Origin of the sequence: Limnoglobus roseus (assembly GCF_008254045.1) — a bacterium.
GTDB classification, from domain to species: Bacteria; Planctomycetota; Planctomycetia; order Gemmatales; family Gemmataceae; genus Limnoglobus; species Limnoglobus roseus.
In genome coordinates this window covers 2,999,306-3,014,552 of sequence record NZ_CP042425.1, presented here as the reverse complement: position 1 = coordinate 3,014,552, position 15,247 = coordinate 2,999,306, and the positions used below count along the sequence as shown (strand labels likewise).

19 protein-coding genes, 1 tRNA gene and 1 riboswitch are annotated in these 15,247 nt (G+C 66.9%); of the genes, 5 read left to right on the top strand and 15 right to left on the bottom strand.

What is annotated here, in order from left to right:
- Window positions 1-7 precede the first annotated feature (7 nt).
- The 3 genes from PX52LOC_RS12635 to thrC form a co-directional block, all read right to left on the bottom strand.
- Window positions 8-334, bottom strand: coding sequence for a hypothetical protein (locus PX52LOC_RS12635; RefSeq protein ID WP_149110432.1), 327 nt, complete (start codon window positions 332-334; stop codon window positions 8-10).
- Between the two features lie 147 nt (window positions 335-481).
- A complete protein-coding gene (locus tag PX52LOC_RS12630) occupies window positions 482-1,426 on the bottom strand; it encodes a hypothetical protein (RefSeq protein WP_149110431.1) in 945 nt (314 codons plus the stop codon).
- Window positions 1,427-1,510: 84 nt separating this feature from the next.
- Window positions 1,511-2,770 (bottom strand): threonine synthase, encoded by a 1,260-nt coding sequence (thrC, locus tag PX52LOC_RS12625; RefSeq protein ID WP_246173712.1) that lies wholly within the window; start codon window positions 2,768-2,770, stop codon window positions 1,511-1,513.
- A gap of 97 nt (window positions 2,771-2,867) precedes the next feature.
- Window positions 2,868-2,999: riboswitch (SAM riboswitch) on the bottom strand.
- A 157-nt stretch (window positions 3,000-3,156) separates the two neighbouring features.
- On the opposite strand from thrC, the gene PX52LOC_RS12620 reads away from it, so the two are divergent.
- The 5 genes from PX52LOC_RS12620 to PX52LOC_RS12600 all read left to right on the top strand — a co-directional run bounded on the left by PX52LOC_RS12620 (window position 3,157) and on the right by PX52LOC_RS12600 (window position 7,510).
- Window positions 3,157-3,229 (top strand) — tRNA-Arg (locus PX52LOC_RS12620).
- A gap of 116 nt (window positions 3,230-3,345) precedes the next feature.
- Window positions 3,346-3,648, top strand: a complete 303-nt coding sequence (locus PX52LOC_RS12615) for a hypothetical protein (RefSeq protein WP_149110430.1) — start codon at window positions 3,346-3,348, stop codon at window positions 3,646-3,648.
- A gap of 74 nt (window positions 3,649-3,722) precedes the next feature.
- Window positions 3,723-4,604 carry a tyrosine-type recombinase/integrase gene (locus tag PX52LOC_RS12610; RefSeq protein WP_246173780.1) on the top strand — a complete coding sequence of 294 codons (882 nt, stop codon included), beginning with the start codon at window positions 3,723-3,725 and terminating at the stop codon, window positions 4,602-4,604.
- A 593-nt stretch (window positions 4,605-5,197) separates the two neighbouring features.
- Window positions 5,198-6,763 carry a hypothetical protein gene (locus PX52LOC_RS12605; RefSeq protein ID WP_149110428.1) on the top strand — a complete coding sequence of 522 codons (1,566 nt, stop codon included), beginning with the start codon at window positions 5,198-5,200 and terminating at the stop codon, window positions 6,761-6,763.
- A 63-nt stretch (window positions 6,764-6,826) separates the two neighbouring features.
- Window positions 6,827-7,510, top strand: coding sequence for a hypothetical protein (locus PX52LOC_RS12600; RefSeq protein ID WP_149110427.1), 684 nt, complete (start codon window positions 6,827-6,829; stop codon window positions 7,508-7,510).
- Here PX52LOC_RS12600 and PX52LOC_RS12595 read toward each other — a convergent pair.
- From PX52LOC_RS12595 to PX52LOC_RS12545, 12 genes are all read right to left on the bottom strand, one after another.
- On the bottom strand, window positions 7,507-9,573 hold the full coding sequence (locus PX52LOC_RS12595; RefSeq protein ID WP_149110426.1) for a hypothetical protein: 2,067 nt from the start codon (window positions 9,571-9,573) through the stop codon (window positions 7,507-7,509). The two genes, PX52LOC_RS12600 and PX52LOC_RS12595, sit on opposite strands and share 4 nt — an antisense overlap.
- Window positions 9,574-9,609: 36 nt before the next feature.
- Window positions 9,610-9,918 carry a hypothetical protein gene (locus tag PX52LOC_RS12590; protein ID WP_149110425.1) on the bottom strand — a complete coding sequence of 103 codons (309 nt, stop codon included), beginning with the start codon at window positions 9,916-9,918 and terminating at the stop codon, window positions 9,610-9,612.
- 26 nt (window positions 9,919-9,944) lie between these two features.
- Window positions 9,945-10,322: a hypothetical protein gene (locus tag PX52LOC_RS12585; protein ID WP_149110424.1), complete on the bottom strand. Its 378-nt coding sequence runs from the start codon at window positions 10,320-10,322 to the stop codon at window positions 9,945-9,947.
- 61 nt (window positions 10,323-10,383) lie between these two features.
- On the bottom strand, window positions 10,384-10,731 hold the full coding sequence (locus tag PX52LOC_RS12580; RefSeq protein ID WP_149110423.1) for a hypothetical protein: 348 nt from the start codon (window positions 10,729-10,731) through the stop codon (window positions 10,384-10,386).
- 12 nt (window positions 10,732-10,743) lie between these two features.
- Entirely contained in the window at window positions 10,744-11,118 is a 375-nt protein-coding gene (locus PX52LOC_RS12575) for a hypothetical protein (protein WP_149110422.1), read from the bottom strand.
- The gene (locus tag PX52LOC_RS12570; RefSeq protein ID WP_149110421.1) at window positions 11,115-11,432 is read right to left on the bottom strand and encodes a DUF1580 domain-containing protein; all 318 of its coding nucleotides are present in this window, start codon (window positions 11,430-11,432) and stop codon (window positions 11,115-11,117) included. The genes PX52LOC_RS12575 and PX52LOC_RS12570 overlap by 4 nt, the downstream gene beginning before the upstream one ends.
- Window positions 11,429-11,869, bottom strand: coding sequence for a hypothetical protein (locus PX52LOC_RS40480; RefSeq protein WP_168218968.1), 441 nt, complete (start codon window positions 11,867-11,869; stop codon window positions 11,429-11,431). Before PX52LOC_RS40480 ends, PX52LOC_RS12570 begins: the two co-directional genes overlap by 4 nt.
- Window positions 11,859-12,089 (bottom strand): hypothetical protein, encoded by a 231-nt coding sequence (locus PX52LOC_RS12560; RefSeq protein ID WP_149110420.1) that lies wholly within the window; start codon window positions 12,087-12,089, stop codon window positions 11,859-11,861. The genes PX52LOC_RS40480 and PX52LOC_RS12560 overlap by 11 nt, the downstream gene beginning before the upstream one ends.
- Window positions 12,086-12,433 carry a hypothetical protein gene (locus PX52LOC_RS12555; RefSeq protein ID WP_149110419.1) on the bottom strand — a complete coding sequence of 116 codons (348 nt, stop codon included), beginning with the start codon at window positions 12,431-12,433 and terminating at the stop codon, window positions 12,086-12,088. Before PX52LOC_RS12555 ends, PX52LOC_RS12560 begins: the two co-directional genes overlap by 4 nt.
- Window positions 12,430-13,830 carry a replicative DNA helicase gene (locus tag PX52LOC_RS12550; protein WP_168218967.1) on the bottom strand — a complete coding sequence of 467 codons (1,401 nt, stop codon included), beginning with the start codon at window positions 13,828-13,830 and terminating at the stop codon, window positions 12,430-12,432. The genes PX52LOC_RS12555 and PX52LOC_RS12550 overlap by 4 nt, the downstream gene beginning before the upstream one ends.
- Window positions 13,827-14,828: a hypothetical protein gene (locus PX52LOC_RS40475; RefSeq protein WP_168218966.1), complete on the bottom strand. Its 1,002-nt coding sequence runs from the start codon at window positions 14,826-14,828 to the stop codon at window positions 13,827-13,829. Before PX52LOC_RS40475 ends, PX52LOC_RS12550 begins: the two co-directional genes overlap by 4 nt.
- A 143-nt stretch (window positions 14,829-14,971) precedes the next feature.
- The gene (locus PX52LOC_RS12545) at window positions 14,972-15,175 is read right to left on the bottom strand and encodes a hypothetical protein (protein ID WP_149110417.1); all 204 of its coding nucleotides are present in this window, start codon (window positions 15,173-15,175) and stop codon (window positions 14,972-14,974) included.
- Window positions 15,176-15,247 lie beyond the last annotated feature (72 nt).

Sequence of the window (15,247 nt, the reverse complement as noted above, 5' to 3'; positions counted from 1 at the left end):
TTGGGTCTTATTCTTCGTCTTCCACGTCGTCCGCGTCGTCCTCGATTTCTTCAACCGAGTGAAACTCGTACCCCAGCAACTCCGCCAGTTTGTTCGCGAGCGTCCGGCCTTCGGGGAGGGCAGCCGGTGGTTCGTAGTGCAGTTCCAGCATGTTCGCGAAGCGAACGATCAAGAACTGCAATTGCACCACACCCGGGTCGTCGGCCACCGCCACGAACGCCGTCCGACCGCGAAGTTGGTATTCGAGTTCGAGCAACTCTCCCGAGTAGAATTCCCTCGACTTTTCGAGCCGGGCTTCAACGTACCGATCCCCGGTGGGCCAGTCGATGGACACCTACCGGAAGGCGACCGCCACCCGCCGCAGAACCTCTGCGACGGGCACCCCCATGTCATCGATGTCGAGGCCCGGCTTACAGACCATGTCGCCGGACCCAAACGCCATCCAGTCCATCGTACCGGTCTCGGCGGGTTCGCCGTTGGGTTACTTGCCGAAGTCCTTCGGCCGGGCGACGGTCATGATGACCGTGCTGCCGTCGACCTTGAACTTCGAGGTCTTCGCGATGGCTTCGACCACCGAAATCAGCGGCTTCGCTTCCGGCGGCAGTTGCGAGCCGAGCCCTTGTTTGATCTGCGGCAAGGCCAGCGACATCAGCGCGACGCCGCCTTGCAGCGACTCCTTCACCAGGTCGGCCCCCTCGGCGTTGTCTGCCTTGAAGACACCCGTGAGCAGCGTGTCTTCGGCTAGGTCCACCGTCAGCGAGATCGTTTCGAGCCGCTTGGCGGCCGTCCAGAACTGTTCCGCGGCCGGCGGGATCAGCTTGTCCAGGTCGCCGAACTGTTCCTTCAACTTGGCCAGCAGCGGCTTCATGGCCACCACGGCCACCACGTCGTGCTTGAGGTCGGCCTTCCCGAACTCTTTGCCCAGGTCGGTGCCCTTCGCCCCGTCCTTGAACACGGCCGTCAGCGCCGGCTCGGTGCCGAGAAGGGCCGTCTTGTCGTCGATGATAGTGCCGAAGAAATCTTGCTTCTCGACTTGTTCCTTCGCCTTGATCGCCTTCTTACCGGCGACGGTGGCTTCCGTTTCGCTCTGCAACCACTTCGGCAAGTCGGCCTTGGCGGTAGCTTCCTTCGTGGTCACGACGACGGTCGGCAGGGCCGACACTTCGGCGGTGGGGAACACCTCGACGAACACCGTGGCCCGGCTGATGTTTTCGAGGTCGATCTTTTTCTCTTCCTTGGCCTTCGCGATGGTCTTGTCCACCGGCGCGCCGAGGTCGGTGAGGTTCTTCTTCAACTTCACCGCATCGACGCTGACCGCGATCGGCGCGGCCGGCGGGACGAGGGCGAGTTCGGCCGGCTTGTCGGCCGCACGGGCGGCCGAGGTCAGACCGACGGCCGCGACGGCGGCGAGCAACAGACGACGCATGGGAAATCCTTCAGGAGTCAGGGGACAGGGATCGGGAGTCAAGGCCAGGGTTGTTTTACTGGTTCCTGACCCCTGATTCCTGGTTCAGACCAGCACGGCTTCGATCAGCCCGGACAGTTGCTCGAACTCGGCGAGCGTCGGCTTGATGGTGGCCGGGGCAGTGAGCGAATCGAAGACCGCGTCTTGCGTCTTCAGACCGTTGCCCGTGACGCACAGAACGATCTCTTCGTTCCGCGGGATGCGGCCGGCCTCGATCAGCTTGCGGGCCACGGCCACGGTCGTACCGCCGGCCGTCTCGCCGAAAATGCCTTCCGTTTGGGCGAGCAACTTCATGCCGTCGACGATTTCGTCGTCGGTCACGTCCTCGGCCCACCCGCCGGTCTCGCGGACCAGCTTCGCGGCGAAGATGCCGTCGGCCGGGTCACCGATGGCCAGGCTCTTGCAGATCGTGTTCGGCTTGCGAATCGGCTTGTGCTTCTCGCGGTTCTGCTTCACCGCGTCGCTGATCGGGTTGCACCCAGTCGCCTGCGCGCCGTACATCTTCGTCGTCACCGGCGTGTCGATCAGGCCGGTCGCGTACAGTTCGTTGAACGCCTTGTGAATCTTGCCGATGAGCGCCCCGCCGGCCATCGGGCAGACGACGTGCTGCGGCAACCGCCAGCCGAGGTCTTGCGCGATCTCGAAGCCCATCGTCTTGGAGCCTTCGGCGTAGAACGGCCGGAGGTTGACGTTGACGAAGCCCCAGCCGTACTTGAGCGCGATCTGCGTGCAGAGGCGGTTCACCTCGTCGTAGGTGCCGAGGCAGCCGATGACCTTCGCCCCGTAGACGGCGGTGCCGAGGATCTTCGTACGCTCCAGGTCGGCCGGCACGAGGATGAACGTCTCCAACCCCGCACTCGCGGCCTGAGCCGCGACGCTGTTCGCGAGGTTGCCGGTGCTGGCACAACCGACGGTCGTCATGCCGAATTCGAGCGCCTTGCTGAGCGCCACCGACACGACGCGGTCCTTGAACGACAGCGTCGGGAAGTTCACTGCGTCGTTCTTCACCCACAGCTTCTCGACGCCGAGTGCGTCGGCCAAACGATCCGCCTTCACCAGCGGCGTGGCTCCCACGTTCCGCCCGACGATCGGCTGATCCGGACCGATTGGCAGGAACTCCTGGAACTTCCACATCGTCGCCGGCCGGCGCTCGAGAATGTCCCGACTGACTTGGCCCTTGATGGCCTCGTAGTCGTAGGTGACTTCGAGGGGTCCGAAGTCATCGACGCAGAAGTTGATGGCCGATTCCGGGTAGAGTTTGCCGCACACGCGGCACTTCATTCCGAGCGAGAATGGCGAAGGCACGAAGGCACCCCAGAGTGTTTGGGGCGAGTCCTGTTCCAGTGGGTTCAACTTGCGGTGAGATAAGATGACGCGGGGAGGGGTATTCCCCCCTCGCGGTATCTTATCTTCCCCGGCGGTAAGGCCGAGTAGGAGTTAGCACCAGCGTTCCGCGGTCAGTCTGGCGACTGCCCGTCGGAACCGGTTGCTGTGGCGTCTTCGGGCCTAGCCCCTCAGCCACTCTGGATAAGATACTCACCAGTTGTTCGACCCGCGTCCGGAGACACGGTTAGGAAGAGGATACGCGAGTAGTGGAGAGAAGGCAACAGGCCGCCGCGTGATTTCTCGCCGATCGTCCTCGCGTTGCGAACTCGCACGGCGGCCGGGCGGTCCCTATGATGATCTCACCGGCCCTCGTAGCTCAGGGGATAGAGCGGCGGTTTCCTAAACCGTAGGTCGCAGGTTCAATTCCTGCCGGGGGCACTGGACGAAAACCTTGTAAGCCGAAGCCTTTAGGCTCAACCTCTCACGACGAGAGTGCGGCCGAAAAACCTGAGAAGTGTGGTAGTCCACTACCACACTTCGACGGAGGCTGCCTCGTGTCGAAACGAATTCCTTCCTACCTGTTCCACAAAATGTCCGGTCAGGCCCGCGTTGTAATGACCCGGCCCGACGGCACCCGCCACACGATCTACCTCGGCCCGTACGGCTCGGCCGAGTCGAAGGAGCGGTACGCCGAGGTCATCAAAGGCCTCAGCCGGGGCACCCCCGTTGAGGAGGTGAAGGCCACGCGGTCGCCCGCGACCACTCGTTCACTGTCGGTGAACGAAGTCATCCTCGCGTACTGGCGCACTGCGAGGGGTACTACAAGGGGCCGGACGGCAAGCCGACGTCCGAACTGACGGCCGTCAAGCTCGCCCTCCGCGTCCTCCGCCAGTTGTTTGGAGCCACGCCGGCCGCCGACTTCGGCCCGGTGATGCTCGCCACGGTGCGCGAGGACATGGTCCGCCGGGGGTGGTGCCGGCGGGTGGTCAACTACCGGTTCGACCGGGTCCGGCGGTGCATCAAGTGGGCGGTGTCGCAAGAGATGCTGCCCGGCGACCGGTACGAGGCGTTGCGCACCCTCGGCGGCCTCCGCCGGGGCCGCACCCCGGCCCGGGAGTCGGATCCCGTCCTCCCAGTCGGCGAGGGGGACTACCGCGCGACGCTGCCGCACATGCCCCGCGTCCTCCGCGGGATGGCGGAACTCCAGCGGTGGACGGCCATGCGGCCGGGCGACGTGTGCAAGCTCCGGCCGGCGGAAGTCGACCGCACCGGCGGCGTCTGGGTGTACGAGCCGAAGTGGCACAAGGGGACGCACCGGGGGAAGCGGCGGGCCGTCCACCTCGGCCCGCGGGCGCAGGCGATCCTCCTGCCCTTCCTCGCCGCGAGCAAGAACCCGCAGGCGTACCTGTTCTCGCCGGCGGAGGCCGTGGCCGAGATGCTGGCCGCCCGCACGGCCAAGCGGAAGACGCCGCCGTACCCGTCGCACCTGAAGCGGAACGAGGAGAAGCGGAAGGCCGACCGGAAGCGGCCGCCGGGCGATCGCTACACGGCCGACAGCTACGGCAAGGCCGTGTTGAAGGCCGTGAAGCGGGCGAACCAGTGGTGGGCGAAGATGGCCGCGGGTGCCGCGTTCGACCCGATCCCGGCATGGGCACCGAACCAGCTACGGCACTTGCGAGGGGCGGAGGTGCGGAAGGCGTTCGGGTTGGAAGCCGCGCAGGTGCTCCTGGGCCACGCCCGGGCCGACGTGACCCAGGTGTACGCCGAGCGGGACTTCGCGCTCGCCGCCAAGGTCGCCGCCGAGACGGGGTGAGTCGAACGGTGCGCATCCGGTAACGATGCCGGGCAGGGTGCCCACACTACGGGCACGCTGCTACGCAGAAACTTTCCTGGTGTCAGGAAGGTTTCCAGAGAAGCACTTCCAGGGCCAGCGATTGCGGCGAAGGGTATCGGCATTAAGTGATACCCTTCGGCCGGCCCGACGACAGTAGCTCACCATGTCCGGAGTTGTAAGAACGCCCCACCAGTCAGGACCATCGCTTCGATCGGATGGATCGTACAGAGGCCGTTTCGTCGCGAAGGTCCCTAAAATCGCCTCCAGTGGACTTTTGTCCAAATCCGCACTTTCTTCCCGCCCGCGGGGGAGATCGGACGTCCTACGAGGTCCCCGTGCGATCTGAAGGGAAGGCACCAGTTCCTGCGACGGGGATGCGAGGACGACGCCGGGTGTTTGATTTGAGGTTGTGCGAAGCGACAGCCCTCCCTGTTCGCGGCGGGCCTGAGGGTTCGGGGTTCCGTCGCAGTTCGACTGCCCGATCGGTCTTTTGTTGCGACCGGAGTGGAAACCGACTAGCATCGTCTTGATTGCGAAATTACCTCCCCACCGAAGATGAAGAGACCCGCACGATGTGGAAGTTCCTCCCCGCCTTGACCCTGTGCGGCCTTTGGGGGTGCGAGCCGCCACCGCCACCCCCACCCCCGCCCGCGGCCCGGACGAAGTCGCCGCCGCCGTCGGAGTTGCCGGCCCCGCCGGCCGATCCGGCCGACCCCCTGTTCCGGCACGTCCCGCCGAATCAGCGCGTCGCCTGGCAGCCGGCGTTCAAGATGGCCGCGACGCGGGAGGAGACGGACAAGAAGTACCCCCTCCCCCAGAACCCCGAGACGATTCGGAAGGTGCGGGCCGCCCGCGTCAAGTTCTGTCGCGACGAGTCCGTGGGCGTGTTTGAGAAGCACGGCAACACCGCCGCCCCGTGGGCCGGCAAGGCCAGAGACGCGATGGAGGCGTACGCCCTGTCCGGGGCGCGAATGTCCTGGCCGAATCAGGGCGTCTACTACGAGGCGTTCCAGAAGGCCTTGGCCGCCGTGCCGGCGGCCTGCGACGACCCGCTGATCCGGTACTGGCTCCTCCGGCACGGCCCGGGGTACGACTCGTCCGAGGCGACCGCGGTCGCCTGGCAAGGGCTCGCCGAGAACCTCGCCAAGTCGGAGTACCGGATGATCGCCCTGCACGCGGCGTTTAACACCCTCAGCCGCGTACTTGACGCGGCCGGCAAAGCCGGCTCGAAATTGGTGCCCGCGGCCGTGGCGGAGGCCGAGGGCCGCTACCAGCGGGCGCTCCGCGTCCTCGCCGCCAACCCGTCCCCCCGGTACTGGGACGAGGTGGCCGAGGTGGCCTACCTGGAGGCCGGCGTGCGATCCAAGCAGGGCCAGGACGGGGCGGCGGCCATCGAAGCGGTCGACGCCCGCCTGGCGGCCGCGGGGGCGGCCGCCTGGGTCCGCCACGCGGCCAAGGGGAAGAGCCTGGTCGTCGCCGGGTGGGCGGCCCGGGGCGAGGGGACGGCCGACACGGTCACCCCGGAGGGCTTCCGGCTGCTCGGCGTCCACATGACGGCGGCCCGGGGCGAGTTGGACGCCGCGTGGCAGATCGACCCGACCCGGGCGGACCCGGCGCGGTGGATGCTGCACGTCGCCCGGGCCGAGGGGTTCGACCGGGACGAGATGGAGGAGTGGTTCCGCCGGGCGATGGAGGCCGACCCGGACTGCTACATGGCCTGCCGGCTGAAAAAGAGCTGGCTGACGAAAAAGTGGCACGGCACGGACGAGGACGTGTTCTCGTTCGTCGACCAGTGCTTTCGGACCGGCAACTTCTACGGCCACCTGCCCTTCGTCGCCGAGTTCCCGCTCATGGAGGACTTACCCTACAAGGACAAGGAGTTCGTCCAGAAGTACAGTCAGAACCCCGCGGCCTGGGTGCCGCTCGATCGGGTGGCCCACGCTCACCTGGCGCACTACCCGGACGACCGCTGGGCGCGAACGCGGTACGCCTACCACGCCTTGATCTGGAAGCGGTGGCGGGTCGCCGAGGCACAGTTCCACTGGCTGAAGGACAAGCCGGCGCCGGGGTGGTTCGAGACGACCGCGGACTACGAGCAGGCGGTCCAGCGGGCGAACCGCGAACTCGGCGGGAAGTGAGAATCCGGCGGGGCCAATCCGCGGGCGGTGGCGCGGACCTGTGATCCGCTTCGGGAGGCGGCCATGCGACGATCGGTGACGGCAAGTTTACTCACCTCGGCGTTGTGGCTGACCGGGTGTGGCGAGTCGCACCCTCACGCCAAGGAGCCGGTCAACCCGCCCGTTGTTGCGCCCCAGCCGCCGAAGGACGAGCCGAAGGCAGTAACGCCGGAACAGAAGGGGAAGGCTGTCGTCCCCGAGCCATATCATCGCGCCGAGGACGGACCTTTTACCTTCGGTGACGCCACGATCACCGTCGAGGGCGTGCTGTGGAGCAAATACGACAAGACGATCGATACGATTCTGGTCTCCGTCAAAATTGAATACAGCAAAGACGCGAAGCCCGCAAGGATTCAGGGATTCGCCGGGAACAATGATGCGATTCGAAAACTGACCGGCAAGGGTGTCGTGAATGCGCCGACCAACCAAACCGACCTGACCGCCAAGAGCGATGCGGGCGACTCTTGCCGCGTGCTGATACGCACCCTTCGCGACCGCGGTTGGGATGCAGACTCGTCAATCTCGGCCGCAAAGGTCGCCGAGGTCAAGGTGATTCCCGGAGCCACTTACCGTTGGGTTTTGCAGTTCGAACGCCCATTCCCGAAAGCCAAGCGACTTCAGTTCGAGATTCCGGCCGAGGACATCGGCGGCGTGGGCAAGATCCGCCTCGATGTGCCAAGCCAGGATAGATGGAAGCTCGAAAACTAGACCGTTTCAATGTCATCGAACTTGTCGATAAGCTTGCCCAGTAGCCGATTCTGCTCGCTCAACTTACCGTTGGCGACAACCAGTTCGTCCACCTGATCCCGCCCGGCCTTCGCCACCTGTTCCAAAGCGTTGTCAGTCCCGCCCCGGATCTTCGCGATGGCATTCTGAGTCTCGCGAGACCCTTCCAGCAACGCCTGAACCGTGCCGACACCGAACAGACTCGCGACGCGGTCGCCGACGTTGTTCACCTCTTCGACCGGCTTCGGCAACGCCGCCCGTTTCTCCAGCTGTTCTTTGGTTTTCTTCTCGCCGCGGTTGAAGAAGTCCTTGACGACTTCCTCTGCGTCTAACCCGCCGCCCAGAACATCGGCGTTCTGAAGGTCCGTCGCAACCTTGTCGAGTGCCTCGCGGTTGTTCTTGATCGCCTCATTCCACGCCTCGGCCTCCTTCGACCCCGCGGCGAAGGCGCGGCCGGCGGCACCCGGAAGTAGCTCGCCCATTTTCTTCAACACCTTGCTCACCACGCCGACGACGGTTTCCACGAGGGCCAGCATGGGCTGAACGAGGTATTCGATCAGGTAGCCGCCGATGACCTTGAACACGCCGCCGAGTGCGCCGACGGAGAAGCCGAGCAAGCCAAACGCCTCCTTGCCGATGTTGGCCACGTTGGCGATGCTGTCACCCCACCTCTCAGTAACCTCGTCGACCAGTCCGAGCCGCGTGAGGACGCCCTGGACAAAGTTGGCCACGTTGGCGAGTGGGGCGCGGACGATGGCCCACAGGTTGTCCATCGACTCGCCCACCCGGTACACAAAAGAGGCGACGAAGTCGCCCCACTTGCCGACGGCCTGGTCGACGAACTCGGTGAGCCGCGTCCACACGCCCTCGAAGTCGCCTTTGAGCAACTCGCCGATGCCGATGTTCGACGCCAGATGCTTGATCTCGTTGAAGGCGTCCTTCGCGTCGTCGAACGTCTCCTTCCACCACCCCTTGATCTGGTCGAACACCGGCTGAAGGGATTTCAGGAACTCATTCGCCTGCTTCGCGATCCCCTGGAAGTCGACCACGTCGCCGAGGCCGGACCCGAGACTCTTGCCGATCCGGTTGCCGAAGTCGCCCAACCCGAGCTTACTGCCGAGGAACCCGCCGGCCGCGCCGCCGAGTTCGCCGCCGATGTCGTTGCTGCTCATGTCGGCGAACGCGGCGATCTTGCTCTTGGTGCCGCTGCCGAAGTTCGCGATCTTGTCCGACAGCGTATCGACCCGCGTGACGAGCGATTGCAACGACCCTTCCGGGCTGTTCAGGAAGTCCCGCACGGTCGTCTTCGCCTTGCCCCAGACCGCGGACATGGCCGTGCCGAACTTCTCAACGCCGGATTTGACGCGGCCCCAGGCCGAATCCGCGAGCGAAGCCGCCTTGTCCCAGGCCGCCCCGGCGACCGTGGCCACCTTGTCGAACGCCCCCTTGAAGTCGATCGCGGCGACCTTCTCGCGGGCCTTCTGGAACGCGGCCTGTGCCGTCGTGGCGATGCCGTCGAACACAGGCTTCAGACCGCTCACGGCCGACTCGACCGACTTCGCCAGCCCGCCGACGCCAGCCCCGGCGTAGCTGCCGATCTTCTTGCCCACGTCGCCGCCGAGCAACTTGCCAAGGTCGGCCCCGCCCTTCACCCCGATCTCGACCGTGCCCAGACCCTTGAACGTGTCGGCGTACTTCCTCACGGCCGCGATGTAGGGTTCGACCTTCGCGTTCGCTTTTGCCAGTGCCGCCCCGGCCGCCGTGCCGATCTCGTCGAACTTGCCCTTGATGGTGGCCGACACGGCTTGGAACGTGCCGCCGATCGGGGGAATGGCGGCCGCCACCTTGCCCTTGATCGCGTCGAACGCGCCGCCGAGCTTCGTGGCGATGGCGTCCCGCAGTTCCTCGGCCTTCGCCGCGACCTTGTCCACGTCCGCGTAAATCGTGCCCGCCCAAGCGTCGGCACTCGCCTCGGACCCGGCGAGTGCCCTTTCGAACCCGCTCGCGTCCGCGGTCAACTCCACGACGACCGATTCATCCGCCATGTCCACCTCTCCTTTCACGCGGCTCGGTGAGCCGCACTACGCCTCCGCCGCCCGTTGGCTCGGGCCGATGGCCGATACGGACGCGCACTGTGATGAGGCCCACGCCCGGAACGTGCGGCCGATGCCCTTCCTGTCCGGCTTCTTCTCGCTGCCGCCGAGGGACGGGAACAGGTCGGCCGGCCGGATGCTCGCCCCGTTGAACGCCATCGCCGGCAGAATCCCGCTCACGGCCGCCCGCAGGTCGTCTTGCGCCCCGCCGAACGGCTCGATCTCGGCGAACGCACTCATCAGCCACCAGTCGGCCATCGTGCAGCGGGCGGCCAACTCCGACGGCAGCAGGCCCATCGCCAGCGCCAGCCGGAGGAACGACCTCAGCCAGCCGTCTCGGGTGACGACTTTTTTGCGGCCTCCCGCATCGCCTCCATGCCCTTGATTGCCTGGTCGACGACCCGCACCGCCACCGGGAGCGGGATGCGGTCCAGCGCGGCTTGCTGGGCCTCGGTCGGCGGCTTGGCGGCCGTGAAGAACGGCGTGCCGTCCGGCCGGCAGATGACCGCGGGCAGCAACGCGCGGGCGATTTCGGCCCCGCTCTTCCCGCCTTCTTGCATCTCGTTCAACCGCAGGGCCGTCGCCATGCCGATCGGGCACAGGTGGATCACTTGCCCCTCGCCGAGTTCCGGCACCGGCACCTCACTTTGCGGGGGTAGGACTTTGTTCTGGTCGATCAGGGCTTCGAGAATCGACGACATGGAAAATCTCCTTGGAGCGAACACGGGGATCCGTCGGTCGGTACGACCCGACCGGCCTTGGTCAGATCGGCGGGACGATGACGATGATGAGCGGCCGGCCGACGGCGAGTCCGGCCGCGATGTCACGGGCCGGCTCGGGGACGGACGGGGAACCGACGGCGATCACCCGGTCGGCGACGGCCGTGAGAGTCTCGACGACGGTCGTGCCGAGGTCGGCCAGGGCGGCGTTGACGCGGTTAACCTCGCCGGCCAGGCTGGCGCCCCCCCGGCCGACGGCTTCCTCGATCCGCGTCGCATCCGCGGTCACGCGGCCCATCGCATCGGCGACGGCCTTGGCGAAGGCGGCGTCGACGCGATTACACGACGCGGTGAAGTCGTTCAGTAGCTCATCAACTTTGGTCGGGTTCATGGTCAGTTCCTTTCAGTTGCAGGAAGGCCGCGGTGGGTTCAGGATCCACCGCGAGATGTCGAACGGGGCAACCCGGTCGAGTTGAACGGCCGGGTCCGGGAAGAGGCCCGGCAGCGTGGCGTAGGCGAGGCTGGCGAGGAGGGCGAGGTTCAGCGGGCGGAAGTACCGGACCACGCCCGCGGGTGTCCGCCGCGTCGCCTTGGCGATGAGCCGCACTTCCAGAAGGCCCGGGTCGCGGGCCAGCCGTTCTCCGGCTTTCACCCACCGTTGCTGGTCGGGGAGTTCGCCGTCCTTCGCGGCCCGCGTAAGGAGGTCCAGGCACGGCCCGGCGGCGAGGAACGCCATCCGCAGCTTCCGCACGTCGTCCGCCGTGATGTCGGTGTTCACAAGCCCAACCTTTCGAGTTCCACCCCGGCCTGTTTCGCCGCGGACCGGGGCGGCGGTGCCGGCGGCGTGGTCGGTATGGACAACGCCGTGACGAAACGGTTGACCGCCCCCTTGCTCGTACACCAGGCCGATCCGACGCGGACGCCTTCGAGCCGGACGGTGTGCCCGCCGAGGCCCTTGCACCCGTGCAAGATCCACCTCAAGACGGTGTTCGGACTGACCCGCCCACCGTTCCGGCCGGGGAGGAGCCTCGCCGCCGCGGCGAGGGTAACTGCCTCTCCTTGTGCCACTTCATTCGCGATGTCCGCGATCATGGTTGTTGCCCTCCCGGCTGCTGGTGGTTCTGCTGTTGGCGGATCAACTGTTGCGCGAGCAGTCGGCCCAGATAGTCCTCGGTCGCCCCGGACTCGGTCGCTTCCGGCCGGCGCGAGGTGCTCAACAACCGCGTCAAGCCCACGGCGGCGGCGACCTTGTCGCGGTTGGCCGCTTTAGAATCGCTCATGATGGAAAGGAACAGCAGGGCCGCGGCGGTCGCCGGGTCGCCCGCCGACCCGGCTTCGATCAGGCCCCTCAAGACTTCCGCCTTCGCCTCGTCCAAGCAACGGTAGCCCGTATTGCGGCCCCAGCCGAAGGCCTTGCACAACTGCCCGACGGCGCGACTGGCGTACACGGCCTTCCCGAGCAACCGCTTGGCCTCGTCCAGGTGTTCGGTCGTGAACGTGATCTCGGGCCGCCCCGGCTTACGCGGCATGACTTCCTCCGCTCGGTGTCAAATCTTGCCCTTTACTCTCGCCGGTGGCCTGGTCCCGAACCCCGACGCACCTCAGACCGAAGCACCGCAGTAAGATTTTCAACGCCGCCTTCAGTCGCACGTCCGCGTCCCGGCGGAAGGCGTGGCCGTAGGACCGAACCAGCGGGTCTTCGCCGGCGACCAGTTCCACGACGATCACCGATCTCACGTCTTTCTTCACGCTGCCCTCTTCGCTTCGGGGGTGAACAGGCGGGCCGTGACCTTGTCCACCGGCAGCGGGAGCCGATCCCATTGGGAATCCCCTTCGACCGTCGCTAAGCGGGCCGATCGCGGCAATAACCCGGCCGGATTCAGGGTGCCGTCCGGTCGCCCGGCTCCCCTCCCGTTTGCGCTGAGGCCGAACCAGCGTTTGCCGGTCAGCACGGCCCGCAATCCGGTTTGCAGCACGCGGACGGCAGCCGCCAGTTCGTCCGGCGGGGCGATTGAGAAGACGAGTTCTTCGCCCTCGACGCTGGGCAGGCACTGCGCCTTCGTCAGTTCGGTCAGCAGTTCGCGGGCGGTCATTCGATTTCCCCCGAGTGGTGCGGGCGGTCGTCGGACGCGAACCGCTGCTGTTTCGGCTTCTTGGCTTTTGGCCGCACCGCGGTGGCCGCGTCGGGCGATTCGAAGCGGACCGTCTTCCGGCGGAACCGCATCGGCACGACGCCACGGGGGCCGTGCCGGTTCTTTTCGAGCAGCAGGTCGATCGCCTGGCATTCCGCCCCCGGTTCGGTCGGCGTCGGGTGCAAGAGGATCACGGCGTCGGCGTCCTGCTCGATTTGGCCGGAGTCCCGCAAGTCCGACAGGCGGGGTCTGCCGTCCTGGCGGTTCTCCACCTCGCGGTTCAGTTGCGCGAGGACGAGGACGGGGACGTTCAGCGTCCGCGCCAGTTCCTTCAACCGCGTGGCCACCGTGCCGACTTGCAGGTGCCGGGCGTCGCGGGGGTTCTCCGGGTGGACGAGTTGCAGGTAGTCGACCACGATCAGGCCGACCCCGTGCCGCCGGACGGCCCGCCGGGCGGTGGCCGCGATCCGGGCGGCCGTCTGGCCGGGCCGGTCGGCGACCCACACCCGGGCCGCCCCGCCGAAGGTCACGGCCGTCAGTTGTTCGATCTCGTCGGCCGTCAGAGGGGCCGTGCCGCCGACGCGGCTGGAGTCGACGCCCGACAGCATGCTAAGGAACCGGTCGGCCACCTCCCGGCACGACATCTCCAGCGAGATCAACAGCCCCCCCACACCGGCGTAGGCCGCGTGCAAAAGGATCAGTAGGGCCAGCGCCGTCTTGCCCACGCCCGTTCTCGCGGCGAGGGCGGTCGACGTGCCCGGCTTGAGGCCGCCGCCCAACAGGCGGTCGAGTTCGGGGACGCCCGTGGCCACGACCCCGGCCGCCCGGGCGGCGTCGGCCCCGCGGTCGCACAACCGGCGGACGCCCTCGGCGACGGCGGCCCAGGCGTCCCGCGTCCCGTCGCCCGCAGACGGCCCCGCCGTGGCGATGCCGTCGAGTTCGTCGGACGTGGCGGCCACGGCGTCGGCGAACGCGGCGTCCGGGTTGCGCATCTCGACGATCAGGCGCTGCATCGCGGCGATCGTGTTTCGGCGGTCGGCGGCGTCGCGCACCCGGGCCGCGAGGGAAGCCAATTCCGACCCGGCGACCGCGGCCGTGGCCAACCCCGCCAGGTACGCCGGCCCGCCGACCCCGGCGAGCCGCCCGCCCCGGGCGAGTTCCGCCTGGACCGTCGCAACCGTCACGGCGTGACCGGCCTCGGCCAGAGCGAAGGCCGTCGCGGCGATTTCCCGGTGTGCCGGGTTGGCGAAGTCGCCGGCCGTCAGCACGGCGGCGACGGCGTCGGTCGTCTCGCCACCGTTCAGGCACGCCGCGACTGCCGCACGTTCGGCCGCGTCGTCGTGGAGGATCGTGCTCATGCCGCGGCCCCCGCGTGGTGACGGCCGTTCGCCGAAGCCTTCGCGGCCAGCGTCATCGGCGGCGACAGGGTTGGTGCCGGGATGCCGCCGCGGGGCACGTCGTACCCGGGGTGCGGCCGCTCGGCCGCGGCCCCCGAACGTCGCTCGCCACCTTTGCTTTCTCGCGTCAACCACCCGACCAGGAAGCCTTCCATGCCCTTGCTGGTCTTTCGCCGCTCCGGTTTCGCCTGGACCCACGCGAGAGCCTTCCGGCATTCGGCGGTCACGTCGACGCCGGGAAAGGTGGGGTTCCACTCGCCGATTTTGGCGGCCGTCAGTTGCCACTCGATCGGCCCCGTCCCCCGCTTGCCCTGTCGCACGGGAAAAGTCAGCACCACCCCACTCGTCCCGGCGTTGTGATTTGACTCAGCCGCCGCCGGCACGGACGCCGACTCGGTCGGCTCCGGGCAATAAAAGGAAGAGGTAAAGGGATCGGTAGGAAGGTCCGCACATGCGCCCGGCTTCCGTCCGGCTTCTGTCCGCACATTCTCCCGGCTTGTGTCCGCACCCGTGCGGAGGGAATCGCCTTCGTCCGCACATTCACCCGACTTCTGCCCGGCTTGTGTCCGCACAGGTGCGGACGAAACCGCGGTCAGCTCTTCTGGCGTTTCATCCACGGGAGCGTCGGTAAACGCCCCGGCCGTCGTCGGGGTGAGCGTCCAGTACGTGCCCGGCACGCCCTTCCGCCCCGGCTCGTAGTGCAGCCACCCGGCCGCAACCGCCTTCGCCCGCACGCGGGCGAGTGTGTCCTGGGACTTGGCCCCGATCAGGGGCATCAACTGGCTGTCGTAGAACGTCACACCGCGCTGGTACTTCGCCGCGTCCTCGGTCATCGCCACGACCACCGACAGCGCGAAGACGTGTGCGCCGAGTTCGTTCGCGACACAAGCTTTGGTCACCACGCGACCAAACTTCAGTGCATAGAACTGAGGCCGCTTCGGGTATGTGGGCTTGGTCATGCGGCCACCAACTTCCGCAGCCGGGCAGATTCCCCCGGGCTGGTGTTGATTCGGTGGACGGGACGGTATACGGTACAGGTGTGCATGTAATCTCCACGTGGCTCGACACTACCTTCGCGGGGCGGGTGTCGGGCCACTGGTGTTTAGGCGATGGCGAAGATGGGTTGGGGATGAGCCGGTGGAATACGACAGATCAGTGACTCAAGCTCGGCCCAGACGAACCGCAGTGAGCCGTCGGGCAATCGGTAGTGGGGCAACTTACTCTTCTTCGCGAGCTTCTCGGCCGTGCCGGTCAACCAGAGGAACCGGCGGTCGACTTCGTCGGCGTTGATGAGATCGGATGCCATCGGCGTTGCCCCGTGCCCTTAGTCGGACACTGAACTGTACGGGGCCGACTTGCACCCGCGTTCACTAGATGT